The following is a 22,002-nucleotide window of genomic DNA, read 5'->3' on the forward strand; positions in this document are numbered from 1 at the left end:
TAATTTTATAAAACTATGTTATTAACTGAATTTGAATGGCAAACCTTGCTACTTAGTTTAAAGATAGCCGCCACAGCAATTGGTTTTAGTTTGCCAATAGGCATTTTAACCGCTTGGATATTGGCACGCTGTCAATTTTTTGGTAAATCGCTATTTGATAGCCTCGTGCATCTTCCTCTTGTTTTACCACCAGTTGTTTTAGGTTATTTGTTGTTAATAACCATGGGACGACGTAGCGTTATTGGCGAGTGGTTGAGTAGCCATTTAAATATTAGCTTTAGCTTTAATTGGCAAGGTGCAGCTTTAGCTTCGGCAGTAGTTGCATTTCCATTAATGGTGCGTTCAATTCGCTTAGCCATTGAATCAATTGATACACGCCTTGAAAACGTTGCTCGGACTCTTGGAGCCCATAAGTGGCGAGTTTTTATAACTATTACTTTACCATTAGCCTTTCCTGGTATTCTTATGGGAATTGTATTGGGTTTTGCCCGTTGCTTAGGGGAATTTGGTGCAACAATCACTTTTGTGTCAAATATTCAAGATGAAACCCGCACCTTACCATTAGCAATGTATACGTTGCTACAAATTCCCAATGGGGAACAAGGTGCATTACGGCTGTGTATTATTTCGGTTGTGTTATCACTAATCGCACTTTTTTTATCCGAATTGTTAAATCGATGGCATAAAAAGAAGTTAGCAGGATAATCAATATGTTAAAAATAGATGTTCGCAAACAACTTGCTTCGTTTTCGTTCCAATTCAATCACGAGATAGCCTGCCAAGGGGTTACTGCTATTTTAGGCGTTTCTGGCTCGGGAAAATCCACACTAGTAAACCTTGTTAATGGATTAATTAAACCTGATCAAGGCCAAATCCAGTTGAATGGCTTACCACTAGTTGATTGCGATAAACACCTTTTTGTTACTCCTGAAAATCGGCATATTGGTACCGTTTTTCAAGATGCATTACTTTTCCCTCATTATAAAGTTATTAAAAATCTGATTTATGGTGCTAAAAATTTCAAGCAATTAAGATTTGATGAAATAGTTAATGTACTTAATATCCGACCATTATTAAATCGTTATCCTGCCATGTTATCTGGTGGAGAAAAACAGCGAGTAGCAATTGGTCGAGCACTATTAACCAACCCTTTATTACTATTAATGGACGAACCGCTTTCAGCTCTCGATATGCCAAGAAAAAAAGAACTGTTAACTTATATTAATAAATTAACTAATGAGCTAAATATACCCATTATTTATGTAACACATAATATTAATGAAGTTAAACAAATAGCCGATAATGTTGTAATTTTAGATCAAGGTAAGCTGATTGAGTTTGGTAAGACCGAACATGTTTTACAAAGTGACTATTTAAAAGAATGGTTATAAAGCTCTAAAGTATTACTATTTTCCGCTTGTTTAATATATGTCACGCCATCATGCCAAGCACCAAGCACCGCACGAGTTGCAGTGTTGCCTTCAATTTGAAAATGATGTACAGCAGGTTTATGTGTATGACCGTGCACCATAATATCTGCATTATGTTTAACCATCATTTCAATAACTGCTTGCTGATTTACATCCATGATATTTTCAGATTTGAGTTGATTATGTTGACTACTTTTTTTTCGTAACTTAGCTGCAATTTTCAACCGAATAAAAAGTGGTAAAAATAAAAATAATTTTTGAAGCCATTTATTATGCATAACTTTTCGGAAATTTTGATATTGATGGTCGTCAATACACAGTAAATCACCATGTAAAAAAATGATGTTTTTTCCTTGATTAGAAAGGCTATTAATCTCGGGTAGTAAGGTCATTTCGCATTGTTGCGCATACTTTTTCCCCAATAAAAAATCACGATTACCATGAACGAAATATTTTCTTATATTACGTTTTGATAAGGCTTGTAAAGCCTGCGCAATTTGATAATGTAAGATTGTTTTTACATCATCCCCAACCCAGTAATCAAAAAGGTCGCCTAGAATGTAAAGCTCGCAGTTGTCGGGCAAAGTATCCAAAAAAGACAAAAAGCCTGCGGTTATATTAATATAACCTGAAGCAGGCTCATTATCTGCTAAATGAATATCAGCAATAAAATAACGAACAGGATTATTCAACCGTGACACTCGTAATAATAACATCTTCAACAGGAACATCAGAATGCATACCACTGCGCCCTGTTTTAACAGCTTTTATTTTATCAACCACATCAAGCCCATCAACAACTTGTGCAAAAACACAATAGCCATAACCATTAATGTCCGCAGAGCGAAAGTTGAGATAATCATTATCAACCACGTTGATAAAAAATTGCGCAGTTGCCGAATGAGGATCTGATGTACGTGCCATTGCTAAAGTACCACGTTCATTTTTTAGACCGTTATTTGCTTCGTTTTTAATTGGTGATTTTGTCTTTTTTTGGTTCATTCCTGGTTCAAAACCACCACCTTGAATCATGAAATTATTAATAACACGATGAAATATTGTGTTGTTATAAAAGCCTTCTTTGCAATATTCAACAAAATTTTTAACAGTTTCTGGCGCCTTATCATCAAAAGTTTTGATTTTAATATCACCTAAATTAGTGTGAAATATAATCATTGCATAATCCTTTTTTTAATATATATCTTTCGAATAAAATTTAGTAAATCTAAATTAATATAATTTATTTACCAAATTTTTCACATGCTTCTAGTGTATTGCTCATTAACATAGCAACGGTCATTGGACCAACACCACCAGGAACAGGCGTGATCCATCCCGCTCTTTTAACAGCAACATCAAACTCTACATCACCTGCAAGTTTACCATCTGGCAAACGATTGATACCAACATCAATGACGATTGCACCCAGCTTTATCCACTCACCCTTAACATAATTAGCAATGCCTACTCCCGCAACAACAATATCCGCATTGCTAACATGTTTTGCTAAATCAATAGTACGACTATGGGTAATGGTTGTTGTGCAACCTAATAATAATAACTCTAATGCCATTGGACGACCCACAATGCTTGATGCTCCTACAACGGTAGCATTTAAACCTGACAGATTTATGCCAGTGGATTCTAACATTTTGACTACGCCATAAGGAGTACATGGTCGCAAGATTGGATCACGCTGTAGCAAATGTCCAATATTATATGGATGAAAACCATCGACATCTTTACTTGGATCAATACGTTCAAGAACCTTAGTTTTATCAATATTATCAGGTAAAGGCAGTTGTACTAAAATACCATGCACATCTAAACGTTGATTTAGTTCATCAATTAATGCTAATAATTCATTGGTGGTCGTCGAGGTAAAGTCATAAGCAAATGAAACAAAACCAACATCATCACAAGCCTTTTGCTTATTTTTAACATAGATTTTTGATGCAGGATCTGAACCGACTTGAATTACTGCTAATCCTGGGACTGATAGTCCTTTTTCAATACGCATTTTGACCTTATTGGCAATTTCAGTACGTATTTGTTGTGCTAATACTTTCCCATCAATTATTTGTGCAGTCATAAGCTTCCGTTTAACTATCTTATTAGAGGTATCATTTTCGCAAAAGTTTTTATTAATGTCTATTTAGTTATGAATTGATTGATTAAGTTGACTCAATATTTGTTTGTATTGAGCATCAATATCTGTAATAACTGAACAAATATGAGCATCAAAAGCTTTTAATTTAGGTTTTTGAGCCTTCCATTCATTTTTAGAAATTTGTTTAATTGCTCCATAATTTTTAAAAAATTCGAAATGCAAAATACTTCCGCCCACAACATTATAAAAAATGCGTTGACCAATATCTTCTCCATCTTTTTTGATATTATTAAAATGTCGGTAAGAAAATCGCGTATTACCATTTTCAGTAATAATTGATGCATGTAACAACTTAACTAAACGTTTATATAATTTGTTTAACTCGCTTTTTAGCTCATTATCATCGCCCAATTGATTTTTTATTGCTTTTTCAAAAGTTTCTTTAACTTCAGTTAAAAGGCTTAATGATTGTTGTTCTAGTAGCGGCAACTGTTGACGTAAATCTTGCTGAAATTGAATCAGTTCTTTTTGTAATGATGGATTAAGTGATATCGTTTCTTTATTTAAAATGACATTACCATTTGGCATGATAATTAAATCATTTTTTTTATCAAAAATATGTACACTTTCTCTATTTATCGTAATGTCATAACTGGGCTTAATCCCACACTCTTTTTTAGCAGCAAATACGGTGATAGGTAACAACAAAGCAATCAATATCAATTTTTTTAACATCTTCATATCCAACTAGTTCATCTATGAAGATTATAACGTCTACCTGAAAATAAACATAATAAAGTTGAGCTTATGTTGTGATTGGAAAAACAAACAAGTCAAGATTAGCACAAGCTATTTCTGAATGATTTTTACAGAAATAGAACTATCTTTTTGTCTGAACATTAAAAGGTTATTAAATTATGTTTATATTAGGTGTTTAGTTTTTTGATATCAAGTTTACTGAAGTATTAAGTGATAAATTTAAAAAATGCTAGCTTTCTGAATAATAATTCTAAATTATGAAAAAATAAGCAAATAGATTTAACTTTTCAAACATAAAACTAGATTAGCTTTTCAAGCCCAATATCAATAGGTATAATCTATTTAATCAACTATATTTAACAACTTTTTTTTAATTTAAAGTAACGTATAGTATCTATATGTGAAACAATTTATTCGAGGTAAAAATGTATACTGTAATTTTTGGACGTCAAGGTTGTCCTTATTGTGTTCGAGCTAAAGAACTAGCAGAAAAACTTTCTCAAGAGCGTGATGATTTTTCTTATCGTTATGTTGATATTAATGCAGAAGGCATTACTAAAGAAGATCTGTCTAAAAGTGTAGGTAAACCTGTTGAAACAGTACCACAAATCTTTATTGATGAAAAACCAATCGGTGGTTGTACTGATTTTGAAGCTTATGCAAAAGAACATTTAGGCTTATTTAAAGAATAATGTAAACGAGTGTATTAAATTCAAGCCACCGTTTGGTGGCTTTTTTAATGTTTACTTATTATTAACGACCTGGTAGTTTTTTCCAAGTAACCTCGTTACGTAAATAAGTTGGTTCTACTTCCTCAACATTAACTACTTCATTCTTTAACCATTTATTGTTAGCAAGAACGACTAGATCTTGTGCGTGAGGTAATAAAATATCACTTTGCCTTATTCCTTTAATCATATCTGGATAAGTTTGCCAACCAGTGCCAGCACAATAACTATCATTACCTATATTTTCCACTTTTTCTATTACTTTTTCAGGTGCAATAACACATTCTGGAATAACTGTTTGCCATTGATTATTGCTGTAAGAGTATTGTCCTAAATAGACTTCACCCATTCTGGCATCAATTGTAGCAATGACTTTTGTGGCTTTTTGTGTTCGATATACACCTTGAGCCAAGGTCATCAACGTTGAAACTCCTATCATTGGTTTGTCAATGCCTAATGCTAAACCTTGTGCAACACCAATACCAATTCTAACGCCAGTAAAACTACCAGGTCCTTGCCCAAAGGCTATGGCATCAACTTGAGCAAGTGAACAATCTGATAGTGCAAGAAGCTTATCCACCATTGGTAATATTTGCTTAGTATGATCGCGTGCTGATATGATGAAATCATGAGTGATTTCATTACGGTAAAGTAAAGCTACCGAACATGCTTCTGTTGAGGTATCAATAGCTAAGATAGTACTCATTTCTTTTCCAAAATATTTAATTTTATAAGTTAGTTTTAGATAATAAAAAATTAATAACTTTATTTACATCTCGTGTTCTTGGCGATGGAGGCAAACTATTAATAAATGTTGCACCGTAAGGTCTCATAACCAAGCGATTGTCACAAATAATAATTGCTCCGCGGTCATTATGATGGCGAATTAATCGACCTACACCTTGTTTTAAGGTAATAACAGCTTCAGGTAATTGCACATCATTAAATGCATCTCCACCTTGCATTTGGCAATCTTCCATACGAGCTTTTATTAAAGGATCGTCTGGAGATGTAAATGGTAATTTATCTATAATAACACAAGATAAGGTATCGCCACGAACATCAATACCTTCCCAAAAACTACTGGTAGCAATTAATAAGGCGTTTCCGATATGTATAAATTGTTCAAGTAATTTTACTTTGCTTGTTTCACCTTGTACTAATACTGGTAATTTGGTGAGTTCTTTAAACTGTCTTGCTAAAGCATTCATCATGGCATAAGAAGTACATAGGAAAAAACAACGTCCATTGTTTGCTTCAATAACTGGCAATAATATATCGACCAATTTTTCAGTATTACCTTGTTCATTAGGAGAAGGAATATAACGCGGAACACACATGACAGTTTGATGTAAATAATCAAATGGGCTTTCTAAAATAAGGGAATCGGCATTTGTGAGACCAAGGCGCTTAGTAAAATAATCTAATTTATTATCAACAGACAAAGTTGCCGAGGTAAAAATCCAACTACCTTTACGTTGTGCTAATAGTTCAGAAAATTTATCGGCCACTGACAATGGCGTTATCGCAAAAACAAAATAATTATAAGTACATTCATACCAATAACTAAACCCAGTTACATATGTTTCACTTAATTTTTTTAATAAGCTGATGTATTGATTTACTCGTTCAAAGCAGTTATCTAATGCTGTAGATCGTCCTATTGCCAACATTAAAACCTCACGACAAAAATCTAATGCATCAAAAAGATAAGATAACTCTTTTTTTATTGCTTGCTGTTTGAATAACACTCGCAAATTACCTTTAGGTAGTTGCTGATTAATTGCAATACGCAAATCTTGAACACTTTTTTGCAATTTATCTGCACACTGCTGTAGCTGAGACATATCTTTTACTTCAGTGCGATAGCTAAGCGTTATCTCTTTTGCAAGTTCTAGTAGCTGACGACTAGTTAACTGTTGTCCAAAATAGTGACAAGCCAGATCTGGTAACTGATGGGCTTCATCAAAAATCATTACATCAGCCTTAGGAATAAGCTCACCAAAACCTGTATCTTTTACCACAACATCGGCTAAAAATAGATGGTGATTAACAACCACAATATCCGCATTTAAAGCACGCTTACGAGCCTTAACAACATAACAATCATTATAATGTTCGCAGTCACTTCCAAGACAGCTTTCGTTTGTACTAGTTAATACGGGCCAAATTGGGTTTTCTTCCGTAACTGCTATACATTTGCTAATATCTCCATCTTTGGTTTTAATTGACCAATTTTTGACACGAACTAAATCAACACGTAAATCTTTATCAAGATCTCCGGCAGCTGCATATTGATTATACAATCGTTCTAAACAAAGATAATTCGATCTACCTTTAAGAAGAGATATTTTGCCAGTGTAATTTAATGCTTTTTTGATAATAGGCAGATCTTTACTAAAAAGTTGATCTTGTAGATTCTTGGATCCCGTGGAAAGTATTACTTTCTTTTCACTACGTAGAGCGGGTACTAAATAAGCGAATGTTTTACCTGTTCCAGTCCCAGCCTCAACAACAAGAGACTGTTGCTTATTTATTGACTCTGAGACTTTACTTGCCATGTTTCGTTGTGGCTCTCTTGCCACAAATCCATCAATAGCTTTAGCCAATAAACCATTCTCAGAAAAATCATCAATCACTTAAAATATACCTAATAAAAAATAAATTCAAAATATTAATAAAATTAGAAAATTAATTTTGGAATTACACAATATTATGAAAACAATATATCTATAATTTAAATAAAGATTTATTGTTGTAACAGAATTGGATCATGAATAACCTTAAAATCATTAATAATATAACAATAACTAAGCAAAAAAGATATATAAGAACATTGACATTTTAACAATGTTGAATAACAAAAAATGTATAAATATAATTATTTATTCAAAAATTTTACTTTTAAATATATTAAATAATGTTTTATTGATAGCAAATATTTCTTTTCTTTAAACATCAATCGAGAATAGGCTCGGATTGAAGATGTTTTCTTTCGGCTATATAAAAGTAAAGTATTATTTCTCCATGGAGACTTTTCCAAATAAAAATCAAATAATCTTGAACGATAAGGCTGATGCCAAGGTTTATTTTTAGTTATGTAATGAATTAAAACAGTATCGTCTGGAACATTAGAATCCTCATTACCATTTATTGATAGCGCCAATAATTTATTATATTTTTTTTCTAATATAATTCTTTTTTCACCTACACAAATATTTAATACATCTTGATCTGGATAATGATATTTATCACCATTATTTAATAACTTTAATGTTTTAGAAGTAATGTCTTCCTGACACCAAAGAGGTATGTTAATTAACATCACACCAGAATTAAAATATCTCCCATATATTATGTTATATCTATCACACTGAGATTGTTGCATATAGGGCTCATCAGCAACAGCAGCAACAATTGCAGAATCTAAATTAACTTCATGAATAAAATTTAATTTTTTAAGGCAAAGTGTATCACTATCAATATAAAGCAATCTTTTAGCTATATCTTTTAAAATTATTGGAGCTATTAACCTAACACAAGCTGATATAGGAAATTGTTCAGTATTCTTTTGATCAATTTTAAATTCATCATTAATAACATATTCAGTTATAGAAGCATTATCAGAGTTAATTGTTGCCAATTTCTTTCTATTTTCTTCCGAAACATTATGAGTAAAAATATGAAAATGAATCTGATTATTTTTATTATTTTCAATAACTGAAACAATATCTACACCTGCTGATAGAGCGTAGTTATCATCAAAACACAAAAGAATATGTAATACATGTTCATTATTCGAAAAAACACATGATAATAATTCATTTTTTTTGTTAATAAATTTTTCAACATTAATCACAACATTATTCCTTAACATCTTTTGAACGCTTTATGCTTCAAATAAAGTAGATAATACTTCAATGCAGAAAAATATTTATGCTGACTAGCAAGTAATTTAGCATATCTTCTGGTGGTTGACGGGGCATTTTCATTAGCTAGCAATAATTTATCGTTTGCCCAACAAGAAGACTCTATATAATGTTGATAAAGAGGCGTCAAATATAGTTTATACCAAGGTTTATTACCGGTGACATAATGAATAATCACAGCATCATTGCCAATAAGATTATCTTCTTTTCCACCCGCAGTTAGCGCAGTAAGATAATTAAAGCATTTAGGTAAAAATACTGTTTTACCTTGCATTAAAATATTTAGGACATCTTGATCTGCAAATTTATAAACTTTACCACTGTTAATCATCACAAAAGCTTTTTCAGTAAGGTTATTTTGTACCCACATATCTGTATTAATATATATCATTCCAGCATTAAAGTATTCACCATAAGGAATATTACAGCTAGCACACTGTTTTTCTTGTGTTTTTTCTAAATCTGGGACAACCGCAGAATATTTATCAGTTAAATCAATATTAATTAATTCATTAAGGTTACTTGTACACAGTACATCACAATCTAAATATAAAACTCGAGAAGTTACTTTATTTAGTATCTGTGGTACAACAAATCGTAAACAAGTTGAAGCAGAAACATGTAAAACTAAAGTATCTGGATTAATTGAAAAATTATCACTAATTTCATAACAAATTATGGTAATATTTTCTTTACTTAATTGATTAAATCTTATAATTTTCTCACTAGATACATTATTGGCAAATAAATGGAATACAAGATTTTTATCTGGATTATTCAAAATTACTGAAGACATAGCAATACTAGCTGGCATTGCATAGTTATCATCAAAACAAAATGCTATATGTACCGTATTAAAAGATTCTACGGTATTATTAAGTAGTGTTTTGATTTTGCTAATAAAAATGTTTTCTTTCATCTTGTGCCAATTTTTCGATTATGTTAAAAAAGATTAAAGCATTGTAACATATGTTAAATTAAACAATGAAGTAATAATAAATTTTATATTGACATATTGATTTAGTAATGACTAAATAACAAGGTTAAGTTTTAAAGAGTGTTAAAAATGAATAATAGGATTAACATTGCATATTGTAGTGATTCAAATTATCTTGAACATGTAGCTGTATCTATTACCTCTATTATACTTAACAATATGGATCATAATATTAATTTCCATGTCTTTTTATATGATGTCGCACCAGAAGAACAACATAAGTTACAAAAAATCAGTCCTTCTATCACAATTTATTTGATTTCAACAGATGAGCTAAATAAATATTCAGATCTTTCGAATAATAAAATAAAGCATATTAACCGATCGATGTATATCCGATTATCAGTTCCAAGACTATTACATGGTAAAGTTGATAAATTTATTTATTTAGATGCTGATACCTTATGCTTTTCTGACCTATCACCAATTTTAAATATAAATATAGACTCAGTCATTTGCGCTGTAACACCAGACTCATTAGAGAAAGAAAATATGAACAAAAACCAAAAAAGGTTGGAACTGACTTCTCAAAGTTATTTCAACTCTGGTTTTTTATACATTAATGTTAATAATTGGATGGATTTTGATACAGAAAATAAAACAAATAAGATATTGCTGTCCGCAGAAAAAAAACATTTAATTTATCCAGATCAAGATGCCCTAAATATAGTTTTACAGCATCAAGTTCTATTTATAGATACTAACTGGAATTATCTATTTACTTGGATGAACGATAAGCAAAAAGAAACTTTCTTTTATAATAAAGAATCTTTACCTTTTATCATTCATTTTACTGGTGCCAGAAAGATGTGGTATCAAGAACATAAAGGGCTCGCGCAAGATATTTATAGTTTCTATAAACACTTCACTCCTTGGGCAAATAGTCCACTTAAAAGTTATAAACATAAAATGCGCGTTAATGATTATCGGATTTATGCAAAATTATATTTCAAGGAAAAACAACTCCTAAAATGTAGCGATTACTTTTTACGTTATATTAAACTAAAATTGTTTAAAAAATTAAATCAACTTTTTAACTATATAATATAAACAATAAAACTTAGCTGCTAGAATATAGCATTTTTCATTAATGCAATATTATGAAAAATCATTTAATATTTGATCTCATAACCAAGGCATCCCTATTACTCTGCGTCAGTACGCCAGATTTATGATGCAAGGTATAAAAACCAAACAAATCAACGAAATTCAGCGAGTATATTTAAAATTAGTGTTAACTACAAAAGCATAAGACTTGTTTGGGCACCGAGTCTGCTTCATGATGCTAGGGATGAAGGAAAGTAACAGAGATGACTTATTTGAAACGAGTCAACTTTGGTTATATTTGTCCGTGATTATCGTTTTATATAGACGAAAAGTGACTAAGCAAACAAGTCGTCACATAAACCATCATTTAGTTCCATAATACTTTAAAGCAAGCCTTATTTCGATGTTATTTTTCTAAAAAAGTGCTCATTCACAGTGACCGAGAAAACCAATATTGCAGAGATTATTTCAAGTAGTTATTACTACAATATAGACTAAGAAAAAATATGAGTCAAAAAAAACTGTTGGGATAATGCGGTTGTTGAAAGCTTTTTTCATACACACAAAAAAGATATATTATTTTTGATTGTTACTACAAAATAAAGAATCAGGCTAATAAAGCACGATTTAAATATATTGAATTCTCTTATGAAAGTATACGTAGTCATTCGCCAAAAATAAATTTATAATTTATAGAAAGATTTTTTACACTGTGCTAATATTTTAAATATAATAAGCAAATATATAAAGCCATGCTATCATATAAAGTAACTAAAGAGATAATAAAAATCTTAACATTCCCAATTTTTCTATCACCAATCAGAAAGAAAGTAAAAGATTATCTAAAATATGAATTATTTGATCTACCTTATCGTAGACAAAAAGAGTTTTATAATTATGTAGCTAAGTATTGTAGCGAAACTGCTCAAAATAATAATAAATCAACTTATATTTCACCTCATAAATTACCTATATGGCAAATTTGGTTTCAAGGTGAAAAAAATGCCCCTAAAATTGTGAAATTATGTTTTGAGAGTGTTGAAAAATATTGCAGTGGTCGCAAAATTGTAAGGCTCACAGAAAAAAATTATCACGACTATATTAAATTACCAGAATATATAATTGAAAAATATAAAAAAGGCATTATCAGCTTAGTACATTTATCTGATATTATTCGAGTTTGCTTGTTAGCTAAATACGGGGGCACTTGGATTGATGCAACAGTTTTATTAACTCATAATATTTCACCTCAAATTCTTCAGTCTAATTTCTTTGCTTTTCATATTACAAAAGAAAGTTCTTGGTTTGATTGCCACTCATTTCTGACTTCTGCTAGCTGGTTTATGCATTCCCAACCAAATAATAACTTGATATGTAGCCTAAGAAATGCACTTTTTGAATATTGGAAAAATGAAAACAAAATCATAGATTATTTTTTAATCTATTTTATTTTCAAATGCCTTATCGATCAACATAAACACTTAAACAAAGAATGGAATTCGACTATTAATTTAATTGAGGAACCTACACACAAAATGCAATTATCTTTTAAAAATAATTTTTGTTTAGAAGAACTAAAAGAGATAAAAAATAACTCTTCAATACATAAATTAACGTATCGCTATAAAGAAAGAGTTACTGGCTCTTTACTTGATATATTTTTAAAGGAAAAAGACTTATTTTACTAAATAATACTGAGATCTAATCTTATTCTTTTGCATTTTTTTAGTATATAATAAAGTAAAGTAATTATTTATATTTTACAAATATGTATAATCCCCAAAAATTTATCGCTTCAATAAATACCATTGTTAAAGCATCTAATTTAAATTATTCAACATTACATATTGCTTTAGGCTTTGATAATAATTATGCTTTGCCTGCGGGTATAACTATCACATCAGTTATAAATAACACTCCAAATTTCAATTTGCATTTTCATCTATTTATTGATCAAGTAACAGAATCAAATATTGAAAAGTTCAAACAGTTGGCCAGTGACAGAATTACCATAACCACTTATAAAATAAATAATAATTTTTTAATAAATCCAAAAACATTAGTTTTACATATTCCTAATGCATCAACATGTATTCGTTTTATCATACCTAAGTTGCTAAATTCAATAACTGAAAAAGTAATTTATCTTGATAGTGACACTATTTGTTTACAATCCCTAGAAAAACTAGCTAATTACAATATAGAAAATTGTATCGCTGGTGTAGTAAGTGATACTAATGATATGCAAGAAGCAGTTAGCAAAATGTATAGTTTAGATTCAAAAAGGTATTTTAATGCAGGCGTTCTTCTAATCAACACTAAAGCTTGGTGTCAAGCAGATATTTCTGAAAAAGCACTAGAGTTAATTAATAATGGAAATATATACAAATTTGCAGATCAAGATGTTTTGAATATTTTACTTGAAAACAAAACCTATTTATTACCTATAAAATTTAATACTAAAATAAAAATTTCTATTGATGCTCACCAAGAGAAAGAGATAAAACCTTACACTGTTATTCTACATTACATTTCTCAAAATAAGCCTTGGTATAAAGTTTACCAGTCAGAAATTTTTAAATATTTTTTTCAACAATCCCCATGGAAAGATGATAAAATTCCATTAAGTGGTAATAGTTCATCAATTAGAAACTACGCAAAGTATTTAATCAATCAATGTAAATATGCATCAGCTTTTCATTATTATATCATATATTTAATTTATAAATTTTATAAGAAAAAGTGAGTGGAATAATTGACTATGAACAAGCAGAGTGCAAATATTACTGTTATTATCCCTTGTTATAATGTTGAGCTATTCATCAATAGCTGCTTAGATTCTTTAGTCAATCAAAGTTGTTTACCTAAAGAAATAATTTGTATAAATGATGGTTCGACGGACAACACAGGAGATATACTTAACAGATATGCAAATCTTTATAGTCAAATTAAAATAATTTCCCAACCAAATTTGGGAGTAAGTGCAGCTCGAAACAAAGGTATAGCTGCTGCTTCTCAAGAATATGTCATGTTTGTTGATTCAGATGACATGGTTAATATTAACTTATTTCACGAATTCCAATCTACTCTAAAACACACCCCAGAATTAGAAGTATTTTACTTTAACTATACATCTTTTAAAGATGAAAAAAAATTGCCATCTTCAGCTTCCCAATCGGTCATTACGAGCCCTAAAAAATATTTTAATACTGGTATTAACTTATTAAATTTTTTGTTAGAAAATGAAAATTACTCAGGAGTTACATGGCTATATATTTTTAAACGTTGTCTATTTAAAGTAAATTTCACAGGGAGAATACATGAAGATCATAAAGTTTCATTAACGATACTCAAAAATGCCCAAATTTCATGCTATTTCATGAACAAATTAGCTTATATGCATCGAAACCGCCTTTTTTCATTATCAAACCAATATATTGATTATTATAACACTTGTATTTTAAAAAAAGTACTATTAGATTGCTTTGAGACAATCAAAAAACTGCCTATATCCTCAAATGCCAAAAATAATTATTTTTTTCGTATGAACGAAACCTATTTAGAACTATTACTAAATTCTAACAATAACTATTCAACTTTAGAAAGGGAAAGTATAAAAAAAGAATTAGGTTTATTAAAGATTACAATTCGAATGCATAAAAACAATAAAAGAAGAATAATTCAAAATATTTGCTATACATTCAAATTTTCTAAGAAAAATAAATGCTCTATAGGAACAAAATTGGTATTATTAAAATATGCTATTTCAAGAAAGCATCCATATATTAATACTAATAAAGAGCATTTTTATTATTCTACTTTGAGCCAATTTTAATGTATTAAGACTTATTTTTTAAATCGTATAAATTTCTATAGAGTCCACCATGTTTATGGATTAATTCATTATGCGATCCTTGCTCTACAATTTGACCATTATCTATTACTAAAATAGTGTCAGCATTTTCAATTGTAGATAATCTATGAGCGATCACTAATGCAGTTCTCCCTTTTTGTAAGACTTCTAAAGCTCTTTGTATAACCTGCTCCGATTCTGTATCCAATGCTGAAGTGGCTTCATCTAAAATCAAAATAGGACTGTTTCTTAAAAGTGCTCTAGCAATAGAAATTCTTTGTCTTTGTCCCCCTGACAATAAAATACCACTTTCTCCAACCTTAGTATTAAATCCATCCTTAAAATTCATAATAAAATCATAAGCATATGCCTTTTTTGCAGCTTCTTCAATTTGTTCTTCTGAATATTCACCGATTCGACCATAAGCTATGTTATTTGCTATTGTATCGTTAAACAAATGAACATTTTGTGAAACTAACCCAATTTGATTACGTAAACAATATAATGATAAATCTTGAATGTTATAACCATCTATTAGAATCTCACCTTGAGAAACATCATAAAATCTAGCTAATAAACTAGCTATGGTTGTTTTCCCCGATCCAGAACGACCTACCAAGGCAACGGTTTTTCCTGCTGGGATAGTAAAATTAATATTCCGTATAGCTAAATCTTGCCTTGTTTCATAACCAAAAGAAACATTATTAAAAATGACACTACCTTTAACTCTGTCAATATTGATTATTCCCTTATCATTTTCAATAGGTTGTTCTAAAATAGCAAATAATGTCTGACAAGCGGCCATTCCTTTTTGAAATCCTGCATTTACACTTGTTAAATTTTTTATTGGTTGCATTAGTGCAATTAATGAGGAAAATACAACTGTAAATTCACCAGGTGTAATATTTAAATTAGGATCACTAGCTGTTACTAAAACAAAAGCTATCGCAAAAGAAATAACTAATTGAACAATAGGTGTAGATAAAGCAGAAACAGAAGTTAACCTCATACTATCTCTTCGAAATTTATTATTAACTTTTTCGAAGTTTTTTAATTCTTCTTCTTGAGCTCCAAAAACAATGATTTCTCTATGTCCTTTTAGCATTTGTTCAACAGACATTGTTACATTACCCATAGAGTTTTGCATATTTTTTGCAAGCTTTCTAAATTTTACAGAAATAAAAGTAATAAGTCCGATCACTATTGGAGTAATAATAATTAAAGATAAAGATAATTGCCAACTATTGTAAAACATTGTATAAAATAAACCACAAATGAAAGCAGACTCACGAATGATGGTAATCAAGGCATCAGATGATGATGCGGCGACTTGATCTGTATCGTAGATAATTCGTGATAATAATCGACCTGTTGAGTTTTTATCATAATAACTGACAGGAGCATCAACAAAATGATCGAATAGTTTTTGGCGAATTTTCATTACAATTTTTCCTGAAACAAAAGCCAGAAAAACGGAATAACCATAATTAGCAACACCACGCAATAACACTAAACTAAATATATAAATAGGTGCCATGAACAGAAATTCTTTATCATTCATGGTAAAGCCCAGATCAAGTAATGGGCGTAATAATGCAATCAAAGAAGTATCAGCAAAAGCGCTAAGTATTAATAGAATTATTGATAAAAATAAAACAAATTTATATCGTAAGATATAAGGAAATAGTTTTAAAAAAGTTTTCCAAGTTGACGAATCTTTATCAATCTCATTATATTTTTCTTTGTTATTTTGATTTATATTCTGTTTCATTAGTAATTATTTAAAAAATTAAGAGTTAAATTGCATTTTATGCATTTGTGCATAAATTCCGTCTAAATTGATTAATGATTTATGGTTTCCATCTTCAACAACCTTTCCATCATCAACAACTAAAATTCTATCTGCCTTTTCGATTGTTGATAAACGATGCGCAATTATAATTGATGTTCTATCTTTCTGAAGTATTTCAATAGCTTCTTGAACAAGTTTTTCTGACTCATTATCTAAGGCTGAAGTTGCCTCATCAAGAATTAATATAGGATTATTACGTAAAAGCACACGAGCAATTGCAATTCTTTGTCTTTGACCACCAGACAAAAGAATCCCATTATCTCCTATCTCTGTATCTATACCTAATTCTAATTTATCAATAAACTCCATTGCATTTGCTAACCTTGCAGCGTGAATAATATTCTCTCGACTATATTTATTCTTTTCACCATAACTGATATTTTCAGCAATAGTCCCATTAAACAAATGAACTTGTTGAGAGACATAACCAATTTGTTGTCGTAATGACTTTAATGTATATTCTCTAATATTTAATGAATCTAAAAGAATTTCACCTTTTGAAACATCATAAAATCGTGGAATAAGGCTTGCAATAGTTGATTTACCAGCTCCTGAACGCCCAACTAAAGCAATTGTTTGCCCTGCTTCTATATTCAGAGAAATATCATTAAGAGCCGGTGTATTTCGTGTTGGATAGGTGAATGTTACATGCTTAAATTCAATATTTCCTTTTATTTTATTAGCTACAATATTCCCTGAATCATCTTCTAAAGGGGAATTCAGAAGACCAAATAACGACTCGCAAGCCATTGATCCTTTTTGTAACTCTACATGTAAACTAGTCAATTCTCGCAAAGGACGCATAACAGCAACCATAGCAGAAAAAACAACAGTAAAAGAACCCGGTGTAATATCTAAACTTTGATTAGCTACTAAATACAATACAAAACCTAATCCCAAAGTAGCAACTAGCTGGATGAGAGGTGTTGATAATCTAGATATGATTTCGATTTTTAACATACCTCGACGAAAACCGTTGTTAAGATCATAAAAATTACGTTTCTCATATTTTTTTGCGTTAAATATTAAAATTTCTTTGTGACCTTTTAACATTTCATCGCTCGCAATCGATATTTGCCCCATACCTTGCTGCATAGATGCTATAGTGTCACGAAATCGTTTTGCAATAAATTGTGCAATAAATATAATCAATGGTACAAGAATAATAAGCACTGAGGCTAGCTTCCAACTACCATACAGCATAACAATACACAATCCAATGGCATAAGCAATCTCACGAATTAATATAATTAAAGCATCAGAGGAGGCCTTAGATAGCATTTGAGTGTTATAAGTTATAACAGAAACAAGTCCACCAACAGATTGTTGATCATGAAAACTGACAGGACTCTTTACTAAATGATCAAATATCATCTGTCTGAAATTAGTAATTACTTTACCAGACAGCCAAGAGAGGCAATAAGTTGAAGCATAATTGGAAATACCTCGCAACGCAATCAATCCAATAATTGCCACAGCGATTATAATCAATAATTCGTAATTTTTCCCCATTAACCCACTATCAAGTAATGGTTTTGTTAAGGATATTAAAGTTGCATCAGTTGCCGCATTCAATAATAGCCCAATAATAGCTATAAATAATGCTTTTCTATATGGTTTGATAAACGGCCAAAGCTGTTTAAGAGTAGTATAAGAATTATATTTTGGAGACATGACAAATACTGTGACTAGTAATATTTATAATTATTATACTATAAATGAACTTGTTCACGTTAGTTTTATTAAGAAATTTTATATTCATATATTTCCACCGATAAATAATTATTATATTTTAGATAAGATATGTGAAGTAGATCATTTTATTAATTCTTGACTCTGCTAACTTTAATTTTTATACCAAAAAAACATATTATGTAATATTTATCTGTTTTCCAGACTCCTAATATTCTTTGCCAAAAATTTAAAAATAAAGAATTGATATTTCTAATTTTGTAATATTTTCTTTGTGACAATGAAGTTATAAAATTATCTGAAGAATAAATATCAGCCAAATTGAATTTTTCAACTAATTCTGTTGCCTTTTGTAATACCTTTTTTCTACTTTTTTTAGAGGAATAGTAAAGACCATCCCAAAGATTCTTTTCAAATAAACCACACAAAATTGGCTCTATTCTGTGAAATAAGTGCCATTTTAAAATAAAGCACATAAGATATTCAAAACATAATAATTTATCTAACCCATTATTACATTTACCTAGTATTTTTAGTTTTCTTTTTGAAGTTAATCCCATAATAGAATTTTCTCTAATCGTATAGTTATAAAGCTTTTCTTTCATAAAATACACTTTATTGGACACTAACATATATGACCAAAAAAAAGGATTATCTTCATATAGTAATCCTTCAGGAAATTTAATATTATACTTATCAATAATTTCGCGTTTATAAATTTTATTCCAAGCACAAACATCCATACTTTTTAAAACATCAGGTGTCAGTTTTGTAATCCCATGGTACTTATGATTATAATATTTTTCTTGTTCAATGTTAGATAAACAATTTTCAAATACCAAGTTAGTTGAAAAATAAACAACGTCTATATCATTAAAAGTAAAATATTGCAAAGCTAGTTCATACGTATTTATTTCAATAAAATCATCCGAATCAACAAAAGTAATATATTTTCCAAAAGCATTTACAATACCTATATTCCTAGCTATAGATAAGCCTTCGTTTTTTTTTGTGATAATTCTGATCCTACCGTCATTTTTTTGATATTCCTCTAAAATATGTAAAGAATTATCAATAGAACCATCATTAATACAAATAATCTCAATGTCTTGAAAAGATTGATTGATGACACTATCCAAACATCTTTTTAAATAATTAGCTGTATTATATACAGGTATAATAATAGTAAGTATTGGGGAAAAAGCCATATATTCAATATAAATTATGTAAATAAATAAAGCATCATTATACCTCTATATCTTCAAATAATCCTTTTAAGCCTACAGGATTAATAGAAATTATCTCGGTGTTAGGATAAAGATGGTTTGCAAATGATTTAAAATTTTGCCATCCCTTCAATATATTTGGTAAATCACCTTTCAAAGAAGAGGATATTAAGTTTTTATTATTATCAAAATAACCTGTGTCACTGCAATCACATCCTACCAAATAAAGTTTCTTAGGATTAGTGTACAATGCAAATGCTAAAGCGGCAAAGACTACGGAACCGAAATCAGGCAAAAGACAAGAAGAAATATCCCTTACAAATGGAGTATGCATCCCGCCCGTATAATAACGTTTAGCTCCATATTTAATTAAATAGCTTTCAGGAATTGCACAAGTTTCCATTGATAACACATCACCATAAAACTTCTGACACCTATTTTGAGCATACTCGTTAATTTTCAAAATTTCATCTTGTAACCCTGAAATATCTTGAATAAATAAAAAATCCAACTCAATTTTTTCAAATTTGTATGCATTATTTACGCCTATATGTATTACACCAGGAATAGGTTCATAATGATTCAATGTGGGCCCTGTAGCTAATATTGCAATATCTTTACCGTTAAAGATATTTTTAAATGGTAGAAAAGTTTCTTGATGAGTAATAAATACAGAATTAATAATATTTATTTTTTTCTTTAAATCCTGAATCTGGACATTTAAGTACTCTTTGCTCTCTGAATTAGAATCCCAAAGTGTATTAATTAGTTTTTTTATTTTTTTATTTGATAAAGTTAAATTTTGTAAACTATCTTTCGATTTTAAATTTATTTCATTTTTTATTTTATCAAATTGCGAATCTAAATAATCAATCTCATTATTAACTTTATCATTTATATCATTTATTAAGTCTGTTAATTTGTCTAATTTTGAATCCAAAAAATACTTATACTCTTCATCAGTTACACTTGCAAAATCCTTTAGGTTATGAAATTGTAAAAGAAAATCATTTCGTAACGATTGTAAAGCATAATCAACATTTTCATTTAATTCATTAAATCTAAAATCTATTTTTTTATTCGATTCGTCAAATTGACAAAAAGTTTGATTTTTTAAATCTTGAAAATGCCTACTCATTATATTTTTTGCCTCTTCAATTCTAAATTCAAACATTTTTTGAATATTTAGCTTCTTAAATTTTATACCTAAAAATCTATAATGTTTTAAATAAGGTGTAATTTGCTTCCTTGAAAAAAATCGTATACCAAAAATGTATAGCCTTTTCTCGCCATATTTAATTTTCTTTTTAAACACAGGAATTAAATCAAATAACTTATAAGTTAAACACATATTATTTGGATCTCTGTATTTTTGGGATTTATCCACATTATCTAAATTCGATGCATTATTAATGTTTTCAGTATCGTCTGCATCAGGTTCAGCCAAATCTGACCATGGAGATAGATGACAATATCTCCACCATATTGAATAAAAAAACCTGACTTTTCTATTTATCCAAGGTTTATTAGCTCCTCCATAATGATAAATTTTTGGATGGTTAAAAGCCTCCTGTATATCTTTTTTATCATAAAAAGCATCATAATATAAATCAATATCATGATGCATATCACAAAAAACATTATAAGCAGGGGGAAAGTGTTCTAACAAATGTGGATATTTTTGGCCTATAATATAATTTAAAGTATCTTGATCTGCATATGGAGGATTTGGATGTCTATCTAAAAACGTAAAAGCTTGCTTAAACAAGTTTAATTCTTTAGCCTTTTTAACATTTAGTAGAAAGAAACCTGCATTAAAATAAGGGTATTTTAATGGGTTATTTTGAAAATTTTTTAAATCAGCCCATTCCTTGAAATGCTTTAAAATATTATCTCTATATTGCATTGCAAGTATTTCAACGACAGCACCCATTATTTTTTCATTATCAAACTTATCATACAAGGATGAAAGATCTGTATCGATAATCATATCGCCATCGATATAAAAGCATTTATCTACATCATCTGGAAGTATATCTAGCATCAATAATCTATAATAAACAACAAGATTTACGTATTGTAAAACAAATTTACTAGTATCTATGCACGAAAAAAGATGAGTGTAATTTTTCATGTTAATAAATATAACTTCACATGGCCTAACTTTTTTAACATCTTCAAGTCGTTTCATATCATTATCTGTAAAACCTTCAACAAATACGAAAAAACGAGCACATCTATCGTCCGCTAAGTTAAGCAAAATAGAAGTCATACAAACACCAAGAGGAGCAACATAATTATTGTCGCCAGTTAAAACAAAATTTATATAACTATTTTTCATAATCAATGTTCCCCTAACATTTAATTATAATATTGATA

Annotated in this window: 19 protein-coding genes; 7 read left to right on the forward strand and 12 right to left on the reverse strand. The window is 29.7% G+C overall.

The genetic code is table 11. The features are described 5' to 3' along the window. Window positions 1-15 precede the first annotated feature (15 nt). The gene (gene modB / locus A9G43_RS06245) at window positions 16-705 is read left to right on the forward strand and encodes a molybdate ABC transporter permease subunit (protein WP_065607551.1); all 690 of its coding nucleotides are present in this window, start codon (window positions 16-18) and stop codon (window positions 703-705) included. A 5-nt stretch (window positions 706-710) separates the two neighbouring features. Further along, window positions 711-1,391 carry a molybdenum ABC transporter ATP-binding protein gene (gene modC / locus A9G43_RS06250; protein ID WP_034912079.1) on the forward strand — a complete coding sequence of 227 codons (681 nt, stop codon included), beginning with the start codon at window positions 711-713 and terminating at the stop codon, window positions 1,389-1,391. Here the strand turns inward: modC and A9G43_RS06255 are convergent. The 4 genes from A9G43_RS06255 to A9G43_RS06270 form a co-directional block, all read right to left on the reverse strand. Continuing rightward, window positions 1,370-2,122, reverse strand: a complete 753-nt coding sequence (locus A9G43_RS06255) for a UDP-2,3-diacylglucosamine diphosphatase (RefSeq protein ID WP_218058628.1) — start codon at window positions 2,120-2,122, stop codon at window positions 1,370-1,372. The genes modC and A9G43_RS06255 overlap by 22 nt on opposite strands. Further along, a complete protein-coding gene (gene ppiB, locus A9G43_RS06260; RefSeq protein WP_065589345.1) occupies window positions 2,115-2,606 on the reverse strand; it encodes a peptidylprolyl isomerase B in 492 nt (163 codons plus the stop codon). The genes A9G43_RS06255 and ppiB overlap by 8 nt, the downstream gene beginning before the upstream one ends. 64 nt (window positions 2,607-2,670) lie before the next feature. Further along, entirely contained in the window at window positions 2,671-3,522 is an 852-nt protein-coding gene (gene folD, locus A9G43_RS06265; RefSeq protein ID WP_065607555.1) for a bifunctional methylenetetrahydrofolate dehydrogenase/methenyltetrahydrofolate cyclohydrolase FolD, read from the reverse strand. A gap of 63 nt (window positions 3,523-3,585) precedes the next feature. Beyond that, window positions 3,586-4,275: a DUF2884 family protein gene (locus tag A9G43_RS06270; protein ID WP_065575577.1), complete on the reverse strand. Its 690-nt coding sequence runs from the start codon at window positions 4,273-4,275 to the stop codon at window positions 3,586-3,588. A 449-nt stretch (window positions 4,276-4,724) separates the two neighbouring features. On the opposite strand from A9G43_RS06270, the gene A9G43_RS06275 reads away from it, so the two are divergent. Then, the gene (locus A9G43_RS06275) at window positions 4,725-4,991 is read left to right on the forward strand and encodes a GrxA family glutaredoxin (RefSeq protein ID WP_034912061.1); all 267 of its coding nucleotides are present in this window, start codon (window positions 4,725-4,727) and stop codon (window positions 4,989-4,991) included. Between the two features lie 61 nt (window positions 4,992-5,052). Here the strand turns inward: A9G43_RS06275 and tsaB are convergent, their stop codons facing one another. The 4 genes from tsaB to A9G43_RS06295 all read right to left on the reverse strand — a co-directional run bounded on the left by tsaB (window position 5,053) and on the right by A9G43_RS06295 (window position 9,875). Further along, entirely contained in the window at window positions 5,053-5,733 is a 681-nt protein-coding gene (gene tsaB, locus A9G43_RS06280) for a tRNA (adenosine(37)-N6)-threonylcarbamoyltransferase complex dimerization subunit type 1 TsaB (protein ID WP_065607557.1), read from the reverse strand. Window positions 5,734-5,755: 22 nt separating this feature from the next. Continuing rightward, a complete protein-coding gene (locus tag A9G43_RS06285) occupies window positions 5,756-7,666 on the reverse strand; it encodes an ATP-dependent DNA helicase (RefSeq protein WP_065607559.1) in 1,911 nt (636 codons plus the stop codon). 242 nt (window positions 7,667-7,908) lie between these two features. Further along, complete coding sequence (locus A9G43_RS06290) at window positions 7,909-8,886, reverse strand: glycosyltransferase family 8 protein (RefSeq protein WP_176701712.1); 978 nt, start codon at window positions 8,884-8,886, stop codon at window positions 7,909-7,911. An 11-nt stretch (window positions 8,887-8,897) separates the two neighbouring features. Next, window positions 8,898-9,875: a glycosyltransferase family 8 protein gene (locus tag A9G43_RS06295; RefSeq protein WP_081298052.1), complete on the reverse strand. Its 978-nt coding sequence runs from the start codon at window positions 9,873-9,875 to the stop codon at window positions 8,898-8,900. 147 nt (window positions 9,876-10,022) lie between these two features. Between A9G43_RS06295 and A9G43_RS06300 the strand changes: the two genes are divergently transcribed. The 4 genes from A9G43_RS06300 (at window position 10,023) to A9G43_RS06315 (ending at window position 14,835) form a co-directional block, all read left to right on the forward strand. Continuing rightward, window positions 10,023-11,003, forward strand: coding sequence for a glycosyltransferase family 8 protein (locus tag A9G43_RS06300; RefSeq protein ID WP_065607563.1), 981 nt, complete (start codon window positions 10,023-10,025; stop codon window positions 11,001-11,003). A gap of 749 nt (window positions 11,004-11,752) precedes the next feature. Continuing rightward, a complete protein-coding gene (locus A9G43_RS06305; protein WP_065607565.1) occupies window positions 11,753-12,688 on the forward strand; it encodes a capsular polysaccharide synthesis protein in 936 nt (311 codons plus the stop codon). Window positions 12,689-12,768: 80 nt separating this feature from the next. Then, the gene (locus tag A9G43_RS06310; protein WP_065607567.1) at window positions 12,769-13,746 is read left to right on the forward strand and encodes a glycosyltransferase family 8 protein; all 978 of its coding nucleotides are present in this window, start codon (window positions 12,769-12,771) and stop codon (window positions 13,744-13,746) included. Window positions 13,747-13,761: 15 nt separating this feature from the next. Beyond that, window positions 13,762-14,835, forward strand: coding sequence for a glycosyltransferase family 2 protein (locus A9G43_RS06315; RefSeq protein ID WP_065607569.1), 1,074 nt, complete (start codon window positions 13,762-13,764; stop codon window positions 14,833-14,835). 4 nt (window positions 14,836-14,839) lie between these two features. Here the strand turns inward: A9G43_RS06315 and msbA (A9G43_RS06320) are convergent, their stop codons facing one another. From msbA (A9G43_RS06320) to A9G43_RS06335, 4 genes are all read right to left on the reverse strand, one after another. Further along, complete coding sequence (gene msbA, locus A9G43_RS06320) at window positions 14,840-16,624, reverse strand: lipid A export permease/ATP-binding protein MsbA (protein WP_065607571.1); 1,785 nt, start codon at window positions 16,622-16,624, stop codon at window positions 14,840-14,842. An 18-nt stretch (window positions 16,625-16,642) separates the two neighbouring features. Next, on the reverse strand, window positions 16,643-18,379 hold the full coding sequence (msbA, locus tag A9G43_RS06325; RefSeq protein ID WP_065607573.1) for a lipid A export permease/ATP-binding protein MsbA: 1,737 nt from the start codon (window positions 18,377-18,379) through the stop codon (window positions 16,643-16,645). Between the two features lie 149 nt (window positions 18,380-18,528). Further along, window positions 18,529-19,605 carry a glycosyltransferase gene (locus tag A9G43_RS06330; RefSeq protein ID WP_065607574.1) on the reverse strand — a complete coding sequence of 359 codons (1,077 nt, stop codon included), beginning with the start codon at window positions 19,603-19,605 and terminating at the stop codon, window positions 18,529-18,531. 37 nt (window positions 19,606-19,642) lie between these two features. Beyond that, the gene (locus tag A9G43_RS06335; RefSeq protein WP_065607576.1) at window positions 19,643-21,964 is read right to left on the reverse strand and encodes a glycosyltransferase family 8 protein; all 2,322 of its coding nucleotides are present in this window, start codon (window positions 21,962-21,964) and stop codon (window positions 19,643-19,645) included. Between the last annotated feature and the right edge of the window lie 38 nt (window positions 21,965-22,002).

It is taken from the genome of Gilliamella sp. Occ3-1 (genome assembly GCF_001690655.1).
Taxonomy (GTDB): Bacteria; Pseudomonadota; Gammaproteobacteria; order Enterobacterales; family Orbaceae; genus Gilliamella; species Gilliamella apicola_P.

What these genes read in the sequence shown, in the direction of transcription:
- modB (WP_065607551.1), top strand. Translation starts at nt 16, where the DNA reads ATGTTATTAACTGAATTTGAATGGCAAACCTTGCTACTTAGTTTAAAG.
- modC (WP_034912079.1), top strand. Translation starts at nt 711, where the DNA reads ATGTTAAAAATAGATGTTCGCAAACAACTTGCTTCGTTTTCGTTCCAA.
- ppiB (WP_065589345.1), bottom strand. Translation starts at nt 2,606, where the DNA reads ATGATTATATTTCACACTAATTTAGGTGATATTAAAATCAAAACTTTT.
- folD (WP_065607555.1), bottom strand. Translation starts at nt 3,522, where the DNA reads ATGACTGCACAAATAATTGATGGGAAAGTATTAGCACAACAAATACGT.
- A9G43_RS06270 (WP_065575577.1), bottom strand. Translation starts at nt 4,275, where the DNA reads ATGTTAAAAAAATTGATATTGATTGCTTTGTTGTTACCTATCACCGTA.
- A9G43_RS06275 (WP_034912061.1), top strand. Translation starts at nt 4,725, where the DNA reads ATGTATACTGTAATTTTTGGACGTCAAGGTTGTCCTTATTGTGTTCGA.
- tsaB (WP_065607557.1), bottom strand. Translation starts at nt 5,733, where the DNA reads ATGAGTACTATCTTAGCTATTGATACCTCAACAGAAGCATGTTCGGTA.
- A9G43_RS06295 (WP_081298052.1), bottom strand. Translation starts at nt 9,875, where the DNA reads ATGAAAGAAAACATTTTTATTAGCAAAATCAAAACACTACTTAATAAT.
- A9G43_RS06300 (WP_065607563.1), top strand. Translation starts at nt 10,023, where the DNA reads ATGAATAATAGGATTAACATTGCATATTGTAGTGATTCAAATTATCTT.
- A9G43_RS06305 (WP_065607565.1), top strand. Translation starts at nt 11,753, where the DNA reads ATGCTATCATATAAAGTAACTAAAGAGATAATAAAAATCTTAACATTC.
- A9G43_RS06310 (WP_065607567.1), top strand. Translation starts at nt 12,769, where the DNA reads ATGTATAATCCCCAAAAATTTATCGCTTCAATAAATACCATTGTTAAA.
- A9G43_RS06315 (WP_065607569.1), top strand. Translation starts at nt 13,762, where the DNA reads ATGAACAAGCAGAGTGCAAATATTACTGTTATTATCCCTTGTTATAAT.
- msbA (WP_065607571.1), bottom strand. Translation starts at nt 16,624, where the DNA reads ATGAAACAGAATATAAATCAAAATAACAAAGAAAAATATAATGAGATT.
- msbA (WP_065607573.1), bottom strand. Translation starts at nt 18,379, where the DNA reads ATGTCTCCAAAATATAATTCTTATACTACTCTTAAACAGCTTTGGCCG.
- A9G43_RS06330 (WP_065607574.1), bottom strand. Translation starts at nt 19,605, where the DNA reads ATGGCTTTTTCCCCAATACTTACTATTATTATACCTGTATATAATACA.
- A9G43_RS06335 (WP_065607576.1), bottom strand. Translation starts at nt 21,964, where the DNA reads ATGAAAAATAGTTATATAAATTTTGTTTTAACTGGCGACAATAATTAT.